Raw genomic sequence first — 15,907 nt, 5'->3', positions numbered from 1 at the left:
TAGAATTTGCGTCACCCCCAAACCCAGGGTAAAGCTCATGGAGACGTCTGTAACTATGCGTTTCTTTCCCTCCATGAATTGCTTTTTATAACCCTGATAGGCGAAAAACAAGCGTTTGTATCGCTACACCTTTCACGCTATAGCCAACGAAAAAACCCTAACCTATACAGGTCAGGGTTGAATCGGGTAATAAATTACCATTTAAAATATCCCAAAGGATGCCTGGCGGGACATTCTTAACTCCTTGTTGTATTCGGGAATCAAATATGGTAAGATTTGCCCATACCCGCAACGTTCCTTTGGTTTGACGTTCAGATAAGGAATTTTAATTTCGCCGGAATTGTTAAAAAAAGTACTCGTTTACGCCCATTCATTAGGCATATCACCCTGATTATCAGTCATTCTAACAGCCACTTAGAAAACAACGCTACGCTTATGTGTTTTTATGTGAAAGCTCAGGCTACCATGCAAGAACTTCAGGATCGGTTTGAAGCCGAGCCGCTGGAGACGGAAGGTTACGAGCCTCAGGACAAGGTAAATGGCTTTGCCATGCCCTATTTGCCCGTCATTACGCAGGAGGATCCCGATAAAATTCAGTTATTCCGCTGGGGATTGATTCCCAATTGGGCTAGCCCCGAAAAAGCCTCGGAACTAGCCAAAATGACCCTGAATGCCAAATCGGAAACGTTGTACGAAAAGCCGAGTTTTAAAGGTTCGGTACAGCAACGCTGCCTCGTACTCGTATCGGGATTTTACGAATGGCGGCATCAGGGTGCTACTAAAATTCCTTACTACATTCATTTGAACGATACGCCGCTGTTTGCCTTGGGTGGTTTGTACAGCCATTGGCAAAACCGGCAGACGGGTACCCAAATTCCAACGTTTACCATCATCACAACGCCCGCCAATGAGCTGATGGAATACATCCACAATACCAAAAAGCGAATGCCTTTTGTAGTGAATCCAGCCCTGGAGAAAGAGTGGATTCGTCCGAATTTGAAGCGGAATGAGATGACCCAATTCATGCATCCGTTGGAACAACAACTGATGGCAAGTGAGGTGATTGGAGCGTCATAAGTTCGGCTTTTATCAGTAGTTCACCCCGCTAAACGGCCAAACGAGGTTTCAATTTTACAAGTGATACCGCAATTCCAGTACCCCGTTGTGGTAGCTTTTGGTACTCGTAAGCTGAAGTGTGTGTTCTTTCGTTAGTCCTTCAAACAGCGAAATCCCCGAACCCAGGACGACGGGCATGACATGAACGATCAGTTCATCGATGAGTTTTTCGTTCAGAAAAGCCGCGTTGAGTTGCCCACCCCCAATCAGCCAGATGCCCTTGCCGGGTTGCTGTTTTAAGTTCTCTACAAAAGTCCGCCAGTCTTCCGTAACGAAGCTTACATACGGAGCCTGGCCACGGCTGGTCGAACGGGTAAAGACGTAGTTCGTCAGATTTGCGTACGGAAAGGTTTCTTCCAGGCCCAGTACGACTTCGTAAGTTCGATACCCCATCAGGATGGTGTCAATGGTTTCCAGGAAAGCCGCGTAGCCGTAATCCGTTTGTTCGGGATTGGGAAATTGAATGAGCCAGTCTAATTCATCCTGGGTTCCGGCCACGAATCCGTCCAGACTCATAGCGATGTACAAGGTTATTTTTCTCATGCGAAAGGATTTGTTCCGCAAAAGTGAATCCATTTCTCCCGCAAAAATTGTATAAAATTTACCCGCACGAACTTACAGATAAACGGTATTGGGAACGTCCCGAGTCACCCGCTGTTCCCGTACGGCCCGACGGTACGCACCGGGCGTCATCCCCGCCAACGCTTGAAACGTCCGGATGAAATGGGCCTGATCATAGAAACCCGATTCGTAGCCCACTTCGGTTAAGGGTTGTTCAGGATACGTAATGATCCGACGTACGGCCTGATTGATTTGTACCATTTGCAGGTACTTCTTAGGCGTAAGGCCCAATACCGAAACGAAGTTCCGGATGAAGGTTTTATGCGATTGTTCCAGTGAACGTACGTACGGCTGAATCCGCCCTTCGGGAGTGGATTCCAGCTCCATTAGTAAGCCCCGTACGGCGGTTGGTAGCGGACGAGGCCGACTGTATTCCCGAAGAATGCTTTGCAGATACTGGACTTTTTCGGCTCCCTGGCCATGTTCTTGCAGGTTTTGGAGAAATCGGGTGGTTTGTGGCCCGAATAACTGCCGGAACGTATCTGGCTTTTCGGGCGTAAAACCGAATAATCGGTACAGCCCTCCGGGTTTAAGCAACACTCCGATGGCCTGATACCTTCCCTGGACGGTTGTATATAAGGGTGCCGGAGACAAACCCAGTACGGACCCTGCGGCGGTATAAGCGTAGGGAAAGGCTCCGGTATTCCGAAAAGAATCGCCGTAATTGATGAGTAACTCCTGATACGGAAAGGCAACCGTTTGCGTCCGCAGGTGCACGTGTGGGCTTTCCTCGTACCAGATGCAATCCACGCTCTCCCGTAACTCGTCCGTCGGTTTGATTTGATACGAAGTCATGACTTGCCTTAATTCAGGTGCGACAGTAAGGGTAATACAACCGTGAAATGGTCTGCTTCTTCCCGAATGATAATGTCCGACTGCGTCAGCATCCGGTACTTCGCCGCGATATTATTCAGCCCTACGCCATTGCTTACCACCGCTTTCGTTTTCCGCTGTAGGTTATTGCGTACCCATAATTGTACTTCAGTGGGCTGGGTAAAAGCGGTAGAAATATCGATCGTTAGGGGCTGACTGGTCCGTACGATATTGTGTTTGACCGCGTTTTCAACCAGTAATTGTAAGGTTAGCGGCGGAAGCGTGTAGTGCAGATATTCGGGGGGGACGGATAGGTGTACCTGAATGCCTTTTCCGTGCCGCGTTTGTAACAAATGCACGTACGATTCAATGAAACGTAATTCCGTTTCCAGCGTAGTCAGTTCGCGATCGTTAGCGTATAGCAAGTAACGGTATACTTTGGAAAGTTCATCCACAAAGCGACCCGCCAGTTGAGGCGATTCTTCGATTAAGGAAGATAAAGCATTGAGGGCATTAAACAGAAAGTGCGGATTAACCTGACTTTTGAGCGAATCAAAACGGGCCTGCCATTCGGCTCGCATAAGTTGTTCTTTTTCCTGATACGTTTGTTTCCACTGCTGAATCAGGTAACTTCCCTCGTAAATACTCACGTAGACGCAGACATAAACGACCTGAATGCCAACGGTTTCGAAGTAATCATAGAGATCATACAGCCATAGTCCAGGATTAAGCAGCTGGTTGACTCCCGAGCGTAGAAACGTATTGAAATTGGCCAGCAGAATAATGACAAACAGGAGTCGCCCTAACCGACGACGCGTATTTGGCAGGCCGGGATAGAGTTTTTGGATAAACCGGACCACCCAGCGAGCCAGCTCCCAGCCGATGTAACCGCAGAACAAACCAATCAGCATGGACCACAGAAAATCTCGGGGAGACAATTCCAGGTACATGCGAAGCTTGAAGAAGATCAGACCAAAGGCAAAAAGCCCGATGGGTCCCAGCAAGCGAAGTCGCAGATTACGTGACGTAAGAAATGACATATTAGGCAGAAGGTATCCAAACAAAAACTAAAATTACGGCGGGTTTTCGTCACTTCAAAAAGGATTTTGTTCTTCCTTTCTGGCACTAAACACTAGTATTGATTTTGTTAAAAGAAGCGTAATCCATTCCGGTATACTGAATCATTTCTTAACATTTTATTTATAGCTAACTACGAAAAAATATAGGCTCCATTTTTATCTTTGCTCGCGTATCCAACACACCACCTATACCGTTTGCTCGGGTTTTAGTAACGTAGTATGTCTCTGTTTTCAGTACGTGTTTATCATTATCTTATTTTTCTATTCATTGGCTTAATCCTTCTTACCTTTTATCACCGCACGGAACATTTTGATGATGCCTGGTTTGCGGAACAATCATACTGGTTTTTGAAGGATGGAAAAGTTCGTTCCGAGTTATTCCGGGGCTTTTTACAATGGGAAGAACGCATTTATATTTTTCATAAACTCTTCATTTACACCGGAGCCTTTCTAATGGGTTTAGTGGGATTCAGTGTGGCTGGGAGTAAACTTATTAGTATTCTTTTTGGCTTTATCGCGGCGGGTTTAATCTGGAAGTATACGGAACGTGGGTCCCGGGAAGAGCAGGGGTTCGCTTTACTGCTGTATTTGGCTTGTGGTACGCTGATCAAGTATTTCTGCGTAAACCGACCGGAAATTATGTGCATGACGCTGGGTTTTGCCTCTTACCTGTGTCTGGACCGCCCTGGCGGGCGAGCACCCTACGTGGTGTGGGCGGGCGTATTGGCCGGCCTGGCTGCTCTGACGCACCTCAACGGCCTCATCTACCTAGCTGCCGGTACGCTTTGGCTCCTTATCCGTACGGATTGGCGAAAGACGTTCGTTTTTGCGAGCATAGGCGGTTTGGTACTGAGTCTATATCTAATAGATGCTCTGTTGGATCAACAGATGGACCGAATGGTTTGGCAGTTTATGGAAGATCCGGCCATGCAGTACACGCGTACCCTTTCCGACAAATTGAAGATGATGGTCAACTACCATCAACTCTTTTTCCACAGCCATCACGAAGCCGCGTTAACGGCACCCGTATTACTAACCGTTCTATTCGGCCGAAAACATCTTTCCCTGACCCAGCCGATCGTTTTGTACCTGACCTTACTGGTCATTCTTTTTTGGTTATTAACAAAAAGTACGTTTGCTTTTTATATTCTTTTGTTTGTACCCTGGTTCGTTATTCTCGTGGCTACCTACGCCCCGGCATTCATTGTAACCCGAGTTCAACAACGTATCGCCCGAGGTGTTGTAGTCGTTTACGTGGTGATCGGATTGATTACAATCGGTGAAGTTCTGTATGAGAATTATACGATTCCTTATCAACAGACCTACAACGAACAACTGACTCGCTTCATGCCCGAAAAGAACAGTAAGGTGATTGCTCCCCTTAGTTTTTTCTTTGGGCAAATGGAAAATTATCAGATTCGAAGTCTGAGTTATTACTGTTCCTTGCGGGATCGCCCACCTCTTACGTTACCCGAGTTTTTCGAAATGGCTAAACAGGAAGGCGTGAAATACATCATCAGTGATGATCCGTTAAATTCCAGCTATTCTATTCCCCTCGACACCCCCGAACGCATGGGAGCCTATACGCAAGTTTTTAAGGATGAGCGAACGGTTGTTTATCAATACAATCCTTGAAACCTTGTTTGCCCTAAGTGAGGAAATCCGTCAAAGCTTAAGGCTAGTTTCGTACCTCTTTTTCTTCGTTTTGAGCATTAAAAACCATCTTCATGAAACTTCTGGGAAGAATTGTATCCGTTGAATCGCATCATACCTCCCATCCTGAACCCACCTTTTCACTTGAATTACACGTCAGTCGTAATGACATCCGACTTTTACGTATTACACGGGAGCAATTTGATGAAATACAAATCCATGGATTCGGCAAGGTTGAACTGGAAGTAGACCCGAATAGCGGACTAGTTCTTTCGATTGTACGCCAATAAATGATTCGTTTCACGAAGAGCAGCCCGTTCCTGTTCCATCAACGGTCCGAATGGATTTATAAACCCTCGCCCCAAAAGTAATCACTACTAGCGAACTCGTTAACCATCCTTTTCATAAGACCCTTTAATCCATGCCTTCTGCTTGTTTGGGTCGGCAGCGTTTTGCAGAAAAAAGTACGCCTCGTTTTTGAAGAGAGTAGTCATTTGGGAAAGCGTTTATCGAATTAGTGGCTTTCCGAAAGCAAAGTCGAGCCTTTTTGTGCGAAAATGGACAAGTTTTGTTCATTTTCGCACAGCGTATCTAATGCTATATCACTGATTGTAAATATGTTATATTTTTTACTACGCTTAGGTACAGCTTTAGTACGTTAAAGAGCGTACTAGCATACAAAATTTGTTACTGGCTTACCTGGGCCCGGTAGTCGTAGCAATCTTTTTCAGATTCGATTATATCCTAGTACTTCTGTTGACGTCTCTTCGCAGACGGATCCTTAACCACCCTTATGATGCATTGTTTGACCCATTCACAACGGATGGGGCTGGATCCTATGGTTTCATTTTAACGTCAACTTCTTATGCAACGCTTTTTCTTGAGTACTCGTTTGTTCAGCCTTTTGGCCTTACTCCTTAGTTTTTCAACCCTCGGATCGGCTCAGTCCATACCTAGCGACTCTACCCGAGCCTATTGGAAATTGTACGCTTCTCAGGAAAGTCAGAGCCCGCTCATCCGGTTTTATACGGCTGCTCATCAAGTCGTATATGAAGAAAAATTACCCAAGGATTTGGGTCGCCTCACGCAGAAAAACATCCGACTGTTCGATCAATTATTGGCTTCGGTGACCAATCAGCGACTGGTGAGTTCGCACCTGTTTCCCGAACGTAATCCGGAAGTATATAACTTTCCTTTATCTGCCGAGAAAACTCATACGAACAAAATTACTTGGTATCGGGATGGCGTCGCGTTTTTTATAGCTAATCCCCAGGTCAATGAGCCGGGTAAGATACAAGTTTTCTACGCCAGACTCGACACTAAATTGGTGAGTGTGAATATCACGGACGAAACGGAAGAATACATTCACTATCAGGATCGTAGCTGTCGCTCGACCTACCGTCGCTCCATTGACTTGCAGAAATTCCCGAGTGGCCGCTACAAACTCATCATCCGTCATCCGGGTCAAACCTTTACTTATCATCTATTGGTGGATTCTAGTTTGAATCGAGTAGACATTCAACCGCAGTCTAATACCGTTCGGGTTGAATAACTCGCTTCGGGGTAAACGGAGTAGTACTCCGTTTACCTGATTCAATCAATTTTCTTCAAAAACTGGAGCAAATTCGTGGGCAAAAGCTTGAAACGTGCGAGCCGCCTCCCCCGTCACTTCCGATACAGTGTTCGTCACCAAAGCGGCTTCATTGCGGCTGTAGTGGGCGTAATCTTCCACGAGACCTTCGGCTTGCCAATCTGGAAAACCTACGCTCCGCAAGGCTTCTCGCATGGCTTCGGGTGGTACATCCTGAAAACGTACGGGTTTGTGAAGAGCCACTGAAAGTTGCTCGGCTATTTGGCTATGGGTCAACGCTTCTGGACCAGTTAGCGTATACGTTTTCCCGTTATGCCCTTCACTCGTTAAAGCTGCGGCCGCTACTGAGGCAATGTCGCGTACATCAATCACGCTGATTTTAGCGTCGCCCACCGCCGCAAAAAACATTCCCTGCTGAGCAATGGAGGAGCGGAAACCCAGTAAGCCCTGCATGAATAGATTCGGACGCAGGAACGTATACGTCAACCCCGTTTCCCGGATGGCCTGCTCTACTACAGCATGGTACCGCAAAAATCGCACGGGCGAATGTAGGTCCGCCGCCAGTTGCGACAGTTTTACTATATGCTGAACGCCCGCCCGCTGTGCTTCGGCTACAAAAGTCAATTGCTGTCGTTCAGCTTGTTCTGAAGAATTAGTGAGTAAAAAAGCCCGTTCGATACCTTGTAACGCATTGGCCAGACTTGCCCGATCATTGAAGTCGCCCTGGACTACTTCTACCCCCGGTAATGCGGCCAGCACCTCGTTTTTAGAACGAACCAAAGCTCGAAACGAAATACCGCGTTGCGAAAGTTGTTGAGCTAGTATCGAACCGACACTACCCGTCGCTCCGGTGATGAGAATTTTGGGAGTTGTGAACATCGTCTTTTCAGGAATAAAGTGATGATGAATACGGGCTGGCTTTTGCCTAACCCGCGACAAAGGTCTATTCTTATTACTTCCTGAAATTGTAAGAAAACGAAACGGAGCCTTAACCACACGAAAAAGGCCAATACGTGCGATACGTACTGGCCTTTTTGTACTAACCTATTTTTATCGGACGAACCTATGTCCTTTAATGTATAGGGCATCATTCGTAGGCTGGTCGAGTTTGGACCCGATTAGCGTACGGGTTAGCTTAAATCGTGGGTCGCCCACCCGTCACCTGTACCGTTGCTCCCGACATGTAACTAGAGTCTTCGGAGGCCAGTAATACGTAAATTGGAGCCAGCTCGGCGGGTTGCCCTGCTCGTCCCAGGGGGGTATCCTCTCCAAACTTTTGTACCTTTTCGGGAGGCATGGTGGCGGGAATTAAAGGCGTCCAGATCGGGCCTGGAGCTACGCAGTTCACCCGGATTCCCTTTTCAGCAATACTCTGAGCCAGGTTGCTTGTGAAGTTTTGAATGGCGGCCTTTGTAGCCGTGTAGGCCAGTAGCGTAGGGCTGGGCGAATAGGCATTAACCGAGGTCGTGTTCACAATCGTACTACCGGGCTGCATGTGGGGTTCGGCCGCTTTACAGAGATAAAACATGGCGTAGATGTTGGTCTTAAACGTCCGGTCCCATTCTTCACTGGGGATTTCCTGCAAAGATTCCCGTGACATCTGAAAGGCGGCGTTATTAACCAGGATATCAATTTTGCCGAATTCGGCAACGGCTTTTTGTACAATCTCCTGACAGTGGGATTCCTCGCTGATGTCGCCCGGTACCAGTACGGCTTTCCGGCCGGCCTGTTCGATGTATTGAGCCGTTTCGCGGGCATCTTCCTCTTCATTGAGGTACGAAATCAGTACGTCGGCACCTTCCCGGGCAAACGCAATCGCTACGGCCCGGCCAATGCCGGAATCGCCTCCGGTAATGATGGCTTTACGGCCTTCCAGTTTGCCGGACCCTTTGTACGAAGTTTCGCCATGATCGGGTTTGGGATTCATTTGGGAAGTTTTACCGGGTACGGGTTGCTCTTGCTCTGGATACGGTGGTTTCGGGTATTTTTCTCTGGGATCAGTCATTGGGCTGGATTCAAAATTCGCGTTCATTTCCTCTTGATTTTGGTGGATGAATCGACTGAATACTTTTTCAGTATCGCCCTTTCCGGCAAAAGATGCGTACCAGTCAATAATTGCCAAACGATTTCCACAATTGCCCTTACCATTGGTTTATCGAATGAATTGGTCCGAATTTTGTACCCCTGTCTCCGCTTGATTTCCACCCAACTCATTACTCAACTTGTATGCTTAAACGCCCCATTCCATCGACGCAGGAAATGCTACCCGTTATTGGCCTGGGTACCTGGCAAACCTTTGACGTGCCCGCTCCCACGGATCGGTTACGACGAACGTTAGAAACGATGCACCAGACAGGAGGTACGCTCATCGACTCATCTCCTATGTATGGTCGTTCGGAAGCCCGAATCGGTGACCTTACAACCGCCACCGCATTCGCCGATTCTTTTTTTTACGCCACGAAAGTCTGGACAACGGGCCGGGAACAGGGCATTCGACAAATGGAAGAATCCAGGCAGCGAATGCAACGAGAAACGATCGACCTCATGCAGATTCATAATCTGACCGACTGGCAAACGCATCTGCGAACGTTACGGGAGTGGAAGGAGGCAAAGAAAATTAGGTATCTAGGAATAACCCATTACACGGATAGCAGTCACGAAACCCTCGAACGTATTCTGACTACGGAAGCCATTGACTTTGTACAGTTTAATTACTCCATTCTATCTCGACACGCTGAAAAACGGCTTTTGTCCGTCGCTGCGGATCGGGGTGTAGCGACCCTGATCAATCGGCCGTTGGGTGAAGGAAATCTCTTCGCCCAGGTACGTAATCAGACGCTCCCCGCCTGGGCTTCCGACTATGCGATAAAAAGTTGGGGACAGTTTTTTCTCAAATACATCGTGTCGCACCCGGCCGTCACTTGCGTCATTCCGGGCACTTCCGATCCAGACCACCTGGCCGATAACATGCAGGCGGGATTCGGCCCTTTACCCGACGAAGCCACCCGACATAAGATGGTGGACTACCTTAGGGCACTCTAAACGTGTAGCTACGTACATTCTCAGGCAGCGGAATACTTAAAAACAAAAGGGGTTCTGACCTATCCTGGTCAGAACCCCTTTTGTTTAAATAGCTTTCTTACTGAACGGGTTTCGTTTTTACTTTCTCGAACCATTCGAGTGTGCGACGCATGAAAACCACCTCGGTAGGTACGTGATAGCCATTGGGAATGGTTGTCAACTTAGCCTCGGTAGATCCTAGTTTTTGCATAGACTCAAATACCTTGTTTGTATTCAGGTAAGGGATGTACTCATCGGTATCGCCATGCAACAGATGCAAGGGGGTCTGCGTTGACCAACCCGTCAAATCGTTTGTGCTAAGGGCTTGCGAAAAGCCAGACGTTTCGTCAAAAACTTCCGCCCGGAAAGTATCCGTACACATCTCGTGAAAACTTACCGAAATGGTACGAGCGTTTGCCATGGATTGCCGAATTTGTTCTGCGTAGGGAGCCTTGAAATAGTGGCTAATGGGTTTGTTCAAACCGTATAACTCGTTGTAAGTCAAGGTTTGCCAAACGTACAGGTAATTAGCCAACTTACCAATGGTAGGTTGTGTCAGGATGTGCTGGAAAAAGGCCTTCGTTGCGTACGGACCTGAACCACAACTGGTACTAGCCAGCTTAAATTCAGAAGCATAATCATCCTGAATCATCTTTTGCGTTGAAAGAGTAGCATACCCTCCTTCCGAATAACCAGCCAGAAAAACCTGTCCGTTCGTCGTGCGTTTTTTAGCTGCTAAAAATTCTTTCGTCGCTAAGAGCATATCCACCGATGCTCTCGCCAATGTTTCGCGGTGTTCGTAGGGATGCGAAACTTGGCTCGATTGCCCGTACCCCAGGTAATCCGGACAAACGACGATGTATCCATGCGTGGCAAAGTACAGCGGATAGGAAAAACTCGGAGCCGTCAGATTACTTCCAGTCGGAGCTTCGGCAGGCGAATAAGCCGTTGCGTGCTGGAAACTTAATAAAGGATAGTTTTTTGCTTTAGGCTGACGAGGCAGGTACACGATACCCGAAGCAAGAATGGGCTTACCTTTGACTAAACTGGTACGATACGTAAGTCGGTAGACTTCCATCGTATAGTCAGCCGGCTGATACTCCAGTGAATCGTTAGTTGATTGAATAAGAGCTAACGTTGACGGTTCGTATACACTTACTAAAGAACTATCCGCTAAGAAAGGATCTACTTTCTCAACAGGCTCTTTATGACAGGATGTTAAAAACAGTACAGATAGACTCAGGAAACCAACAACCCGCCTAAAAGGACGAGTAATGACTTGTAAAGATAACATGCTATTTAAGGGGGAACAAAAGGCCGCAAAAGGCCCAATCAAGCTAACATTGGAGGGAAATAAAGCGGTATTTAGCCAGCAAGAAGCACGCTAGGGTCGAAAGGAGAAACGTAGACGGGAGAAAACGATACTATTCAGGAAGAAATCTAAAGAGAAAGAATATAGATTTTTTTTCATAAGAATCAAGGACGATGATGGGCAACGTTTTCAGCCACAAGAATACGTTATATTCTTTTCATATGCAACTGGTTACGAAATTTAACGTGCTCGTATAAGTAAGGCCAGCGTACCTAATTGCAATGTTTTAAAAGTTAAGTATGCATAATTAGATTAGATGAGTATAGAAAGAATAGTATTTCAAAAAGTCTTAATTGATGCTTATAAACTTTTGTTAAAAAATTAGATAGACCTATATTTTCTATTTTGTAAATCAAAACAGCCTTCTTTTTGAATGAAATCAAAAAATAAAATACTAGTACCCCCAGGAAAATTGCTTCTATTTTTTAGAATAATTACATGGTCAAGTAGCTACAATTCGTCCAGCTGAAAAATAAAAATACCCCTTGATTCGTCGTTTGAAGCAAAGGGTATCAATATTCTAAACAACACAAAGTCAGTATTGACTAAATGAATTTGGACGTCCAGAACCACACCAGCCAGAATGCTATCCCCAGGACACAAACGAGGGTTAGCCCCAGATCATACAACCCTTTGAGCCGGACATTTTTAACTTTATTTCGACCGTGTACTTTCAAGTAGAAGTGTATACCCAAAACCGCACAGATCAGTATAAAATAGTTGCAACTATCGGAAATGAACGTTAACATAAGATGTATAGTTAGGTAGCTTTAGGAATTACTAATCATGGATACGCCTACAAAAATAAATCAGAAAAGGCTAAAGTTGTATCCGCGGCACGGTATAAAATGTGCCGTAAGCAGGGAAAGTAGCCTGCAGGAAAGCAATGAACGACAAAGAATTAGCTCCTAAAAAGCTTCGAAAACGTTCATTGGGGCACTATATGAAAAGAGATGGGGCGTCAGGGCAGGGGAAGAAAAGGAACATAAAAAAACCTCTCGAATTTGAGAGGTTTTTTTATTAATGATTGGCAGCAGCTTCTTTCGGTAAGCTTACTTTCGGAGAAGCGGCATCCAGACTCACATCACCCGTAGTGGTTGAAGGCGTGAGAGGAGCATTCGTGTAATCGAAAAAGGGTAACATGATCAGTGACAATACGATCAAAAAGCCGATCACAACGTATACAGGAGTTAAATCACTCCGATCATCGTATGAGTTAGTAGCCATGGTAATAAAATTGGTTTCTACTTTTTTCGGCAAATAGACAAAAAAGACGGTATCATTCCTAGAAAAAATGCCTGAAAAAGACGTCCGCTTGCTTTTCCATATCCCTGTTGCCTTTGCAGGAGCTGCTTAGGCTCGCTTCATGTACCAATACAAAACCCAGCGTTGGCGGGCACTGGGTTTGTATACGTCTGCTTGGCGGTCGCAAACGTTCTTACTTACAAGAAACTACCGGTAATGCCTTCTGCAACAGTTTGTTAAAATAGCGTACCGTTTCTGAACGGTATCAGTATACGATATATACGGAATGAGCCCTTTTAGGGTTAGACTATCATTTACCAGGAATTCCTATTTTTCAAACTCTTTCCATCGCTGGTCAAGGCAAGCCTAGGGTCGGGCAAGCATTTCCCCAATCCGCTTCGTTGTCGCTTCCTCAACCAAGCGAATACGACTTTTTTACTATCTACCGCAAATGAATACATCTATGATTTGGGTAACAATAATCAGTAGTTACACCGTGTGTTGGTTTTTATGGATTTGCTGGGAGTTACGGCGTGCCTACGTGCCCAGCGATGAACAAAATTCTTTTCACCAAGAAGATGAACATTGGTTAGTGTCCCATCACTTTATCAGTCCGAAAGCAAGAGGAAAAGAAGATGAAACGAATCTTATGGACAAAGTCTCAGGCCCAGGCGACCGGCCCTTTAAATCCTGATACCGCCGTATTACATATGCCAGCTGCCGTTCGGCAGGAGATGTGCGAACGTAAATTGAATAGAATTCGACTCATGGCAGTAGCTACGTTTGTCGCTGGTTTTGTTATTTACTTTATGGTCCTCAGCGGTTGGCTAAAACCCTAGCTATCTGCCTTTTATATCGCTTTAAATTACAGATTTAAGAATTCGAATACATTGCATTAGTTCTTCTTCTGTGGAAGAAGCAAAACCCAGACGAGCCACATTTTCTTTACGAAAAACGGACTCATGAGCCGTTCCATTGGATAAATACAACTCTTTTTGGAGAGCTTTTTCGGCCAAGCGTACCAGATTAATACTCGAATCAAACCTGGTCCAGACGGACATTCCCCCTTCCGGTTTTCGAAAATCGACTACGCTACCCAATTCCGTTTGCAGAGCGTCACAAAACAGATCCCGCCTTTGCCGATAAATGCGGAGGGATTTGCGGATGTGTCGTTGAATAACTCCCGTATGTAACAACTCAGCCATGGCGTTTTCAAGCAATGTATCTCCCTGACGATCAATGACACGGCGAAGTTTAGTCAGGTGCTGAATTACATTTTCCGGCCCTACCAGATAGCCGACCCGAAAGGCGGGTGAAATGGTCTTAGTGAATGAGCCGCTATAGAGTACCATACCCCCCAAATCAGCACTGGCGAGCGGAAACAGTGGCTTGCTTTCGTAATGAAAATCGTAGTCGTAATCGTCCTCAAAAACAATGAACTTGTACGTCTGGGCTAAAGCCAGTAACCGCATGCGACGGTCCGCTCGTAAAGGTACGGTAGTCGGGTACTGATGATGCGAGGTTACGTACAACATTCGTAGGGGTCGTTGCTGGCATATCCGTTCTAAGGCATCTACGTCAATTCCGTACGCATCCACGGGTACGGAAATAAGCTGGGCTCCCGCCTGCAGGAAATTCATGCGAGCCCCCGACCAGCTATACTCTTCGATGGCCACTGCGTCTCCTGGCTGAAGCAACGCGGTACTAGCCAAATAAACACCCATCATGGTACCCCGCACAATCAGTATATTTTCGGGCTCCGCCCGCAGACCACGGGTTGCATTTAAATACGCGGCCAATTCCTCCCGTAGCCAGCGGGAACCACTCGGATCATTGTAGCCGAGTCGTACGTACGGATTGGAAGCCAGTACCTGCGATCGATACGCCCGAGACAAGTCCAGCACGGGAGCCAGGCGGGCATCGGGAAACCCATCATCCAAGTGATAGCGGGCTTGTGCCTTTAACGGGGGCCGATCCAGATGCGGCGTTGATTGAAAGGAAAATCCTGCCTGCTTGGCAGGATCGAAAACGTCGGAATTGACTAATGGCCGGGGAGTCAATTCCGGTAAATGCCGGCTCACGAAGGTACCATTTCCAACCTGCGTTTGTAACCAACCTTGGGCGATAAGTTCATCGTACGCCTGTATCACTGTTTTTCGGTGAATGGCCAATCCCGACGCTAACGCTCGCGTACTGGGTAGCCGATACTCCGGCCGTAGGATGCCCTTGCGGATCAGATCAGTCAGTTGAGCGGCAAGCTGGAGGTAAATGGGCTGAGGATCCTGGCGATAGATCTGAAGTAGAGTAGCTAAAGGCTGCATAAAATTGGACTACTCGTTTTGTCAAAAATGGATGCGTAGAAGAATCCAGCAAAGCTACACTTTTGTCAAAAAAACAGCCGAATGAATTCTCCGAAACTTATTCCCAGTCGGGATGCTAAAAAAGCTCATTTTGATGCCGAAACTATTTACCCCATTCTGGATGAGGCCTTGTACTGCACCATCAGCTATTGCGTAGACAAGCAGCCCTACTCTATTCCCACGGCTTTTGTTCGCTACGAAGACAAGATTTACATCCATGGCTCAGTAGGCAGTCACTTTATTCGTACGATTGAAAAAGGCCTACCCGTTTGCGTTTCCGTAACCTTAATGGATGGATTAGTTATTGCCAAGTCGGCCTTTTCGCATACGGTGAATTACCGTTCCGTAATCCTCTTTGCTGAAGCCGAAAAGATAGAAGAGATTGACCTTAAAAAAGCAGCTCTCGAATGGCTAACTGAGAAAATAGTACCTAATAGCTGGGATTACCTGCGGCCCATGACCGACAGTGAATTACGCAAAACAACGGCTCTGGCTTTTAAAATCGATCAGGCTTCGGCGAAAATCCGGACGGGCATGCCCAACGACGAACCGGAAGATAAAGAACTGCCCATCTGGTCGGGTGTTATTCCGATCCAACAACAGCGGCTCGCTCCGGTAGCCGACGAAAGTAGCCAGGTCATTCCTTTGCCCGAACATTTAATGTTATAAAAAAACGCCCAGCGTCCTGATCAGGACGCTGGGCGTTTGTAGGGTGATCAGGTTCATTTACTTTTCTTCCCGGTACAGAACCATTCCGGCGTGATACAGAATTCCGTCCCGGAAATCACCGTCGGCCGTAAAACCCGTATCGTCCACGTAATCAATGTGATCTCCCGTGAGGGTGTACCGGCCCTGATAGGCACTCTTTCGGGTACCCCGAGCTTCATCGTAGCGGCCATTGGGCAACAGTTCATGCCGGATGTATCCGTCTTTTGTTACCCACATGCCGACGTAAGAATCGTTTGTTTTCATGGCTTTGGTTGGGATGATTATCCAT

The 15,907-nt window shown here is 46.7% G+C and carries 15 protein-coding genes; 6 read left to right on the top strand and 9 right to left on the bottom strand.

What is annotated here, in order from left to right:
* The first annotated feature begins 435 nt into the window (after positions 1–435).
* Positions 436–1,077, top strand: coding sequence for an SOS response-associated peptidase (locus tag C5O19_RS19170; RefSeq protein WP_104715003.1), 642 nt, complete (start codon positions 436–438; stop codon positions 1,075–1,077).
* Positions 1,078–1,131: 54 nt separating this feature from the next.
* On the opposite strand, the gene C5O19_RS19165 is transcribed toward C5O19_RS19170, so the two are convergent.
* The 3 genes from C5O19_RS19165 to C5O19_RS19155 all read right to left on the bottom strand — a co-directional run bounded on the left by C5O19_RS19165 (position 1,132) and on the right by C5O19_RS19155 (position 3,590).
* On the bottom strand, positions 1,132–1,659 hold the full coding sequence (locus tag C5O19_RS19165) for a dihydrofolate reductase family protein (protein ID WP_104715185.1): 528 nt from the start codon (positions 1,657–1,659) through the stop codon (positions 1,132–1,134).
* A gap of 72 nt (positions 1,660–1,731) precedes the next feature.
* Complete coding sequence (locus tag C5O19_RS19160) at positions 1,732–2,532, bottom strand: helix-turn-helix domain-containing protein (protein WP_104715002.1); 801 nt, start codon at positions 2,530–2,532, stop codon at positions 1,732–1,734.
* 8 nt (positions 2,533–2,540) lie between these two features.
* The gene (locus C5O19_RS19155; RefSeq protein WP_104715001.1) at positions 2,541–3,590 is read right to left on the bottom strand and encodes a sensor histidine kinase; all 1,050 of its coding nucleotides are present in this window, start codon (positions 3,588–3,590) and stop codon (positions 2,541–2,543) included.
* A gap of 258 nt (positions 3,591–3,848) precedes the next feature.
* On the opposite strand from C5O19_RS19155, the gene C5O19_RS19150 reads away from it, so the two are divergent.
* The 3 genes from C5O19_RS19150 to C5O19_RS19145 all read left to right on the top strand — a co-directional run bounded on the left by C5O19_RS19150 (position 3,849) and on the right by C5O19_RS19145 (position 6,834).
* Positions 3,849–5,264 carry an ArnT family glycosyltransferase gene (locus C5O19_RS19150; RefSeq protein WP_104715000.1) on the top strand — a complete coding sequence of 472 codons (1,416 nt, stop codon included), beginning with the start codon at positions 3,849–3,851 and terminating at the stop codon, positions 5,262–5,264.
* Between the two features lie 92 nt (positions 5,265–5,356).
* The gene (locus C5O19_RS25865; RefSeq protein ID WP_133163400.1) at positions 5,357–5,572 is read left to right on the top strand and encodes a hypothetical protein; all 216 of its coding nucleotides are present in this window, start codon (positions 5,357–5,359) and stop codon (positions 5,570–5,572) included.
* A gap of 575 nt (positions 5,573–6,147) precedes the next feature.
* Positions 6,148–6,834 (top strand): hypothetical protein, encoded by a 687-nt coding sequence (locus tag C5O19_RS19145; RefSeq protein WP_104714999.1) that lies wholly within the window; start codon positions 6,148–6,150, stop codon positions 6,832–6,834.
* Positions 6,835–6,879: 45 nt separating this feature from the next.
* Here the strand turns inward: C5O19_RS19145 and C5O19_RS19140 are convergent, their stop codons facing one another.
* Positions 6,880–7,752 carry an SDR family oxidoreductase gene (locus tag C5O19_RS19140; RefSeq protein ID WP_104714998.1) on the bottom strand — a complete coding sequence of 291 codons (873 nt, stop codon included), beginning with the start codon at positions 7,750–7,752 and terminating at the stop codon, positions 6,880–6,882.
* A gap of 256 nt (positions 7,753–8,008) precedes the next feature.
* Positions 8,009–8,905 (bottom strand): SDR family oxidoreductase, encoded by an 897-nt coding sequence (locus C5O19_RS19135; protein ID WP_104715184.1) that lies wholly within the window; start codon positions 8,903–8,905, stop codon positions 8,009–8,011.
* Between the two features lie 194 nt (positions 8,906–9,099).
* On the opposite strand from C5O19_RS19135, the gene C5O19_RS19130 reads away from it, so the two are divergent.
* Complete coding sequence (locus C5O19_RS19130; RefSeq protein WP_104714997.1) at positions 9,100–9,915, top strand: aldo/keto reductase; 816 nt, start codon at positions 9,100–9,102, stop codon at positions 9,913–9,915.
* A gap of 97 nt (positions 9,916–10,012) precedes the next feature.
* On the opposite strand, the gene C5O19_RS19125 is transcribed toward C5O19_RS19130, so the two are convergent.
* The 3 genes from C5O19_RS19125 to pdxR all read right to left on the bottom strand — a co-directional run bounded on the left by C5O19_RS19125 (position 10,013) and on the right by pdxR (position 14,871).
* Positions 10,013–11,227, bottom strand: coding sequence for an alpha/beta hydrolase family protein (locus C5O19_RS19125; RefSeq protein WP_104714996.1), 1,215 nt, complete (start codon positions 11,225–11,227; stop codon positions 10,013–10,015).
* A gap of 1,098 nt (positions 11,228–12,325) precedes the next feature.
* The gene (locus tag C5O19_RS19120) at positions 12,326–12,532 is read right to left on the bottom strand and encodes a hypothetical protein (RefSeq protein ID WP_133163399.1); all 207 of its coding nucleotides are present in this window, start codon (positions 12,530–12,532) and stop codon (positions 12,326–12,328) included.
* A gap of 878 nt (positions 12,533–13,410) precedes the next feature.
* Positions 13,411–14,871, bottom strand: coding sequence for a MocR-like pyridoxine biosynthesis transcription factor PdxR (gene pdxR / locus C5O19_RS19110; protein ID WP_104714993.1), 1,461 nt, complete (start codon positions 14,869–14,871; stop codon positions 13,411–13,413).
* Positions 14,872–14,952: 81 nt separating this feature from the next.
* Here pdxR and C5O19_RS19105 point away from each other — a divergent pair, with 81 nt between their 5' ends.
* Positions 14,953–15,579 (top strand): pyridoxamine 5'-phosphate oxidase family protein, encoded by a 627-nt coding sequence (locus tag C5O19_RS19105; RefSeq protein ID WP_104714992.1) that lies wholly within the window; start codon positions 14,953–14,955, stop codon positions 15,577–15,579.
* Positions 15,580–15,636: 57 nt separating this feature from the next.
* Here the strand turns inward: C5O19_RS19105 and C5O19_RS19100 are convergent, their stop codons facing one another.
* On the bottom strand, positions 15,637–15,882 hold the full coding sequence (locus tag C5O19_RS19100; protein WP_207766466.1) for an Atu4866 domain-containing protein: 246 nt from the start codon (positions 15,880–15,882) through the stop codon (positions 15,637–15,639).
* Positions 15,883–15,907: the final 25 nt, after the last annotated feature.

This window comes from Siphonobacter curvatus (genome assembly GCF_002943425.1).
In the GTDB taxonomy this organism is placed as follows: domain Bacteria; phylum Bacteroidota; class Bacteroidia; order Cytophagales; family Spirosomataceae; genus Siphonobacter; species Siphonobacter curvatus.
Note: the sequence above shows the minus strand (reverse complement) of the source record. Positions and strands in the feature narration are given on the sequence as shown.

What these genes read in the sequence shown, in the direction of transcription:
- C5O19_RS19170 (WP_104715003.1), top strand. Translation starts at nt 436, where the DNA reads ATGTGTTTTTATGTGAAAGCTCAGGCTACCATGCAAGAACTTCAGGAT.
- C5O19_RS19165 (WP_104715185.1), bottom strand. Translation starts at nt 1,659, where the DNA reads ATGAGAAAAATAACCTTGTACATCGCTATGAGTCTGGACGGATTCGTG.
- C5O19_RS19160 (WP_104715002.1), bottom strand. Translation starts at nt 2,532, where the DNA reads ATGACTTCGTATCAAATCAAACCGACGGACGAGTTACGGGAGAGCGTG.
- C5O19_RS19155 (WP_104715001.1), bottom strand. Translation starts at nt 3,590, where the DNA reads ATGTCATTTCTTACGTCACGTAATCTGCGACTTCGCTTGCTGGGACCC.
- C5O19_RS19150 (WP_104715000.1), top strand. Translation starts at nt 3,849, where the DNA reads ATGTCTCTGTTTTCAGTACGTGTTTATCATTATCTTATTTTTCTATTC.
- C5O19_RS25865 (WP_133163400.1), top strand. Translation starts at nt 5,357, where the DNA reads ATGAAACTTCTGGGAAGAATTGTATCCGTTGAATCGCATCATACCTCC.
- C5O19_RS19145 (WP_104714999.1), top strand. Translation starts at nt 6,148, where the DNA reads ATGCAACGCTTTTTCTTGAGTACTCGTTTGTTCAGCCTTTTGGCCTTA.
- C5O19_RS19140 (WP_104714998.1), bottom strand. Translation starts at nt 7,752, where the DNA reads ATGTTCACAACTCCCAAAATTCTCATCACCGGAGCGACGGGTAGTGTC.
- C5O19_RS19135 (WP_104715184.1), bottom strand. Translation starts at nt 8,905, where the DNA reads ATGAACGCGAATTTTGAATCCAGCCCAATGACTGATCCCAGAGAAAAA.
- C5O19_RS19130 (WP_104714997.1), top strand. Translation starts at nt 9,100, where the DNA reads ATGCTTAAACGCCCCATTCCATCGACGCAGGAAATGCTACCCGTTATT.
- C5O19_RS19125 (WP_104714996.1), bottom strand. Translation starts at nt 11,227, where the DNA reads ATGTTATCTTTACAAGTCATTACTCGTCCTTTTAGGCGGGTTGTTGGT.
- C5O19_RS19120 (WP_133163399.1), bottom strand. Translation starts at nt 12,532, where the DNA reads ATGGCTACTAACTCATACGATGATCGGAGTGATTTAACTCCTGTATAC.
- pdxR (WP_104714993.1), bottom strand. Translation starts at nt 14,871, where the DNA reads ATGCAGCCTTTAGCTACTCTACTTCAGATCTATCGCCAGGATCCTCAG.
- C5O19_RS19105 (WP_104714992.1), top strand. Translation starts at nt 14,953, where the DNA reads ATGAATTCTCCGAAACTTATTCCCAGTCGGGATGCTAAAAAAGCTCAT.
- C5O19_RS19100 (WP_207766466.1), bottom strand. Translation starts at nt 15,882, where the DNA reads ATGAAAACAAACGATTCTTACGTCGGCATGTGGGTAACAAAAGACGGA.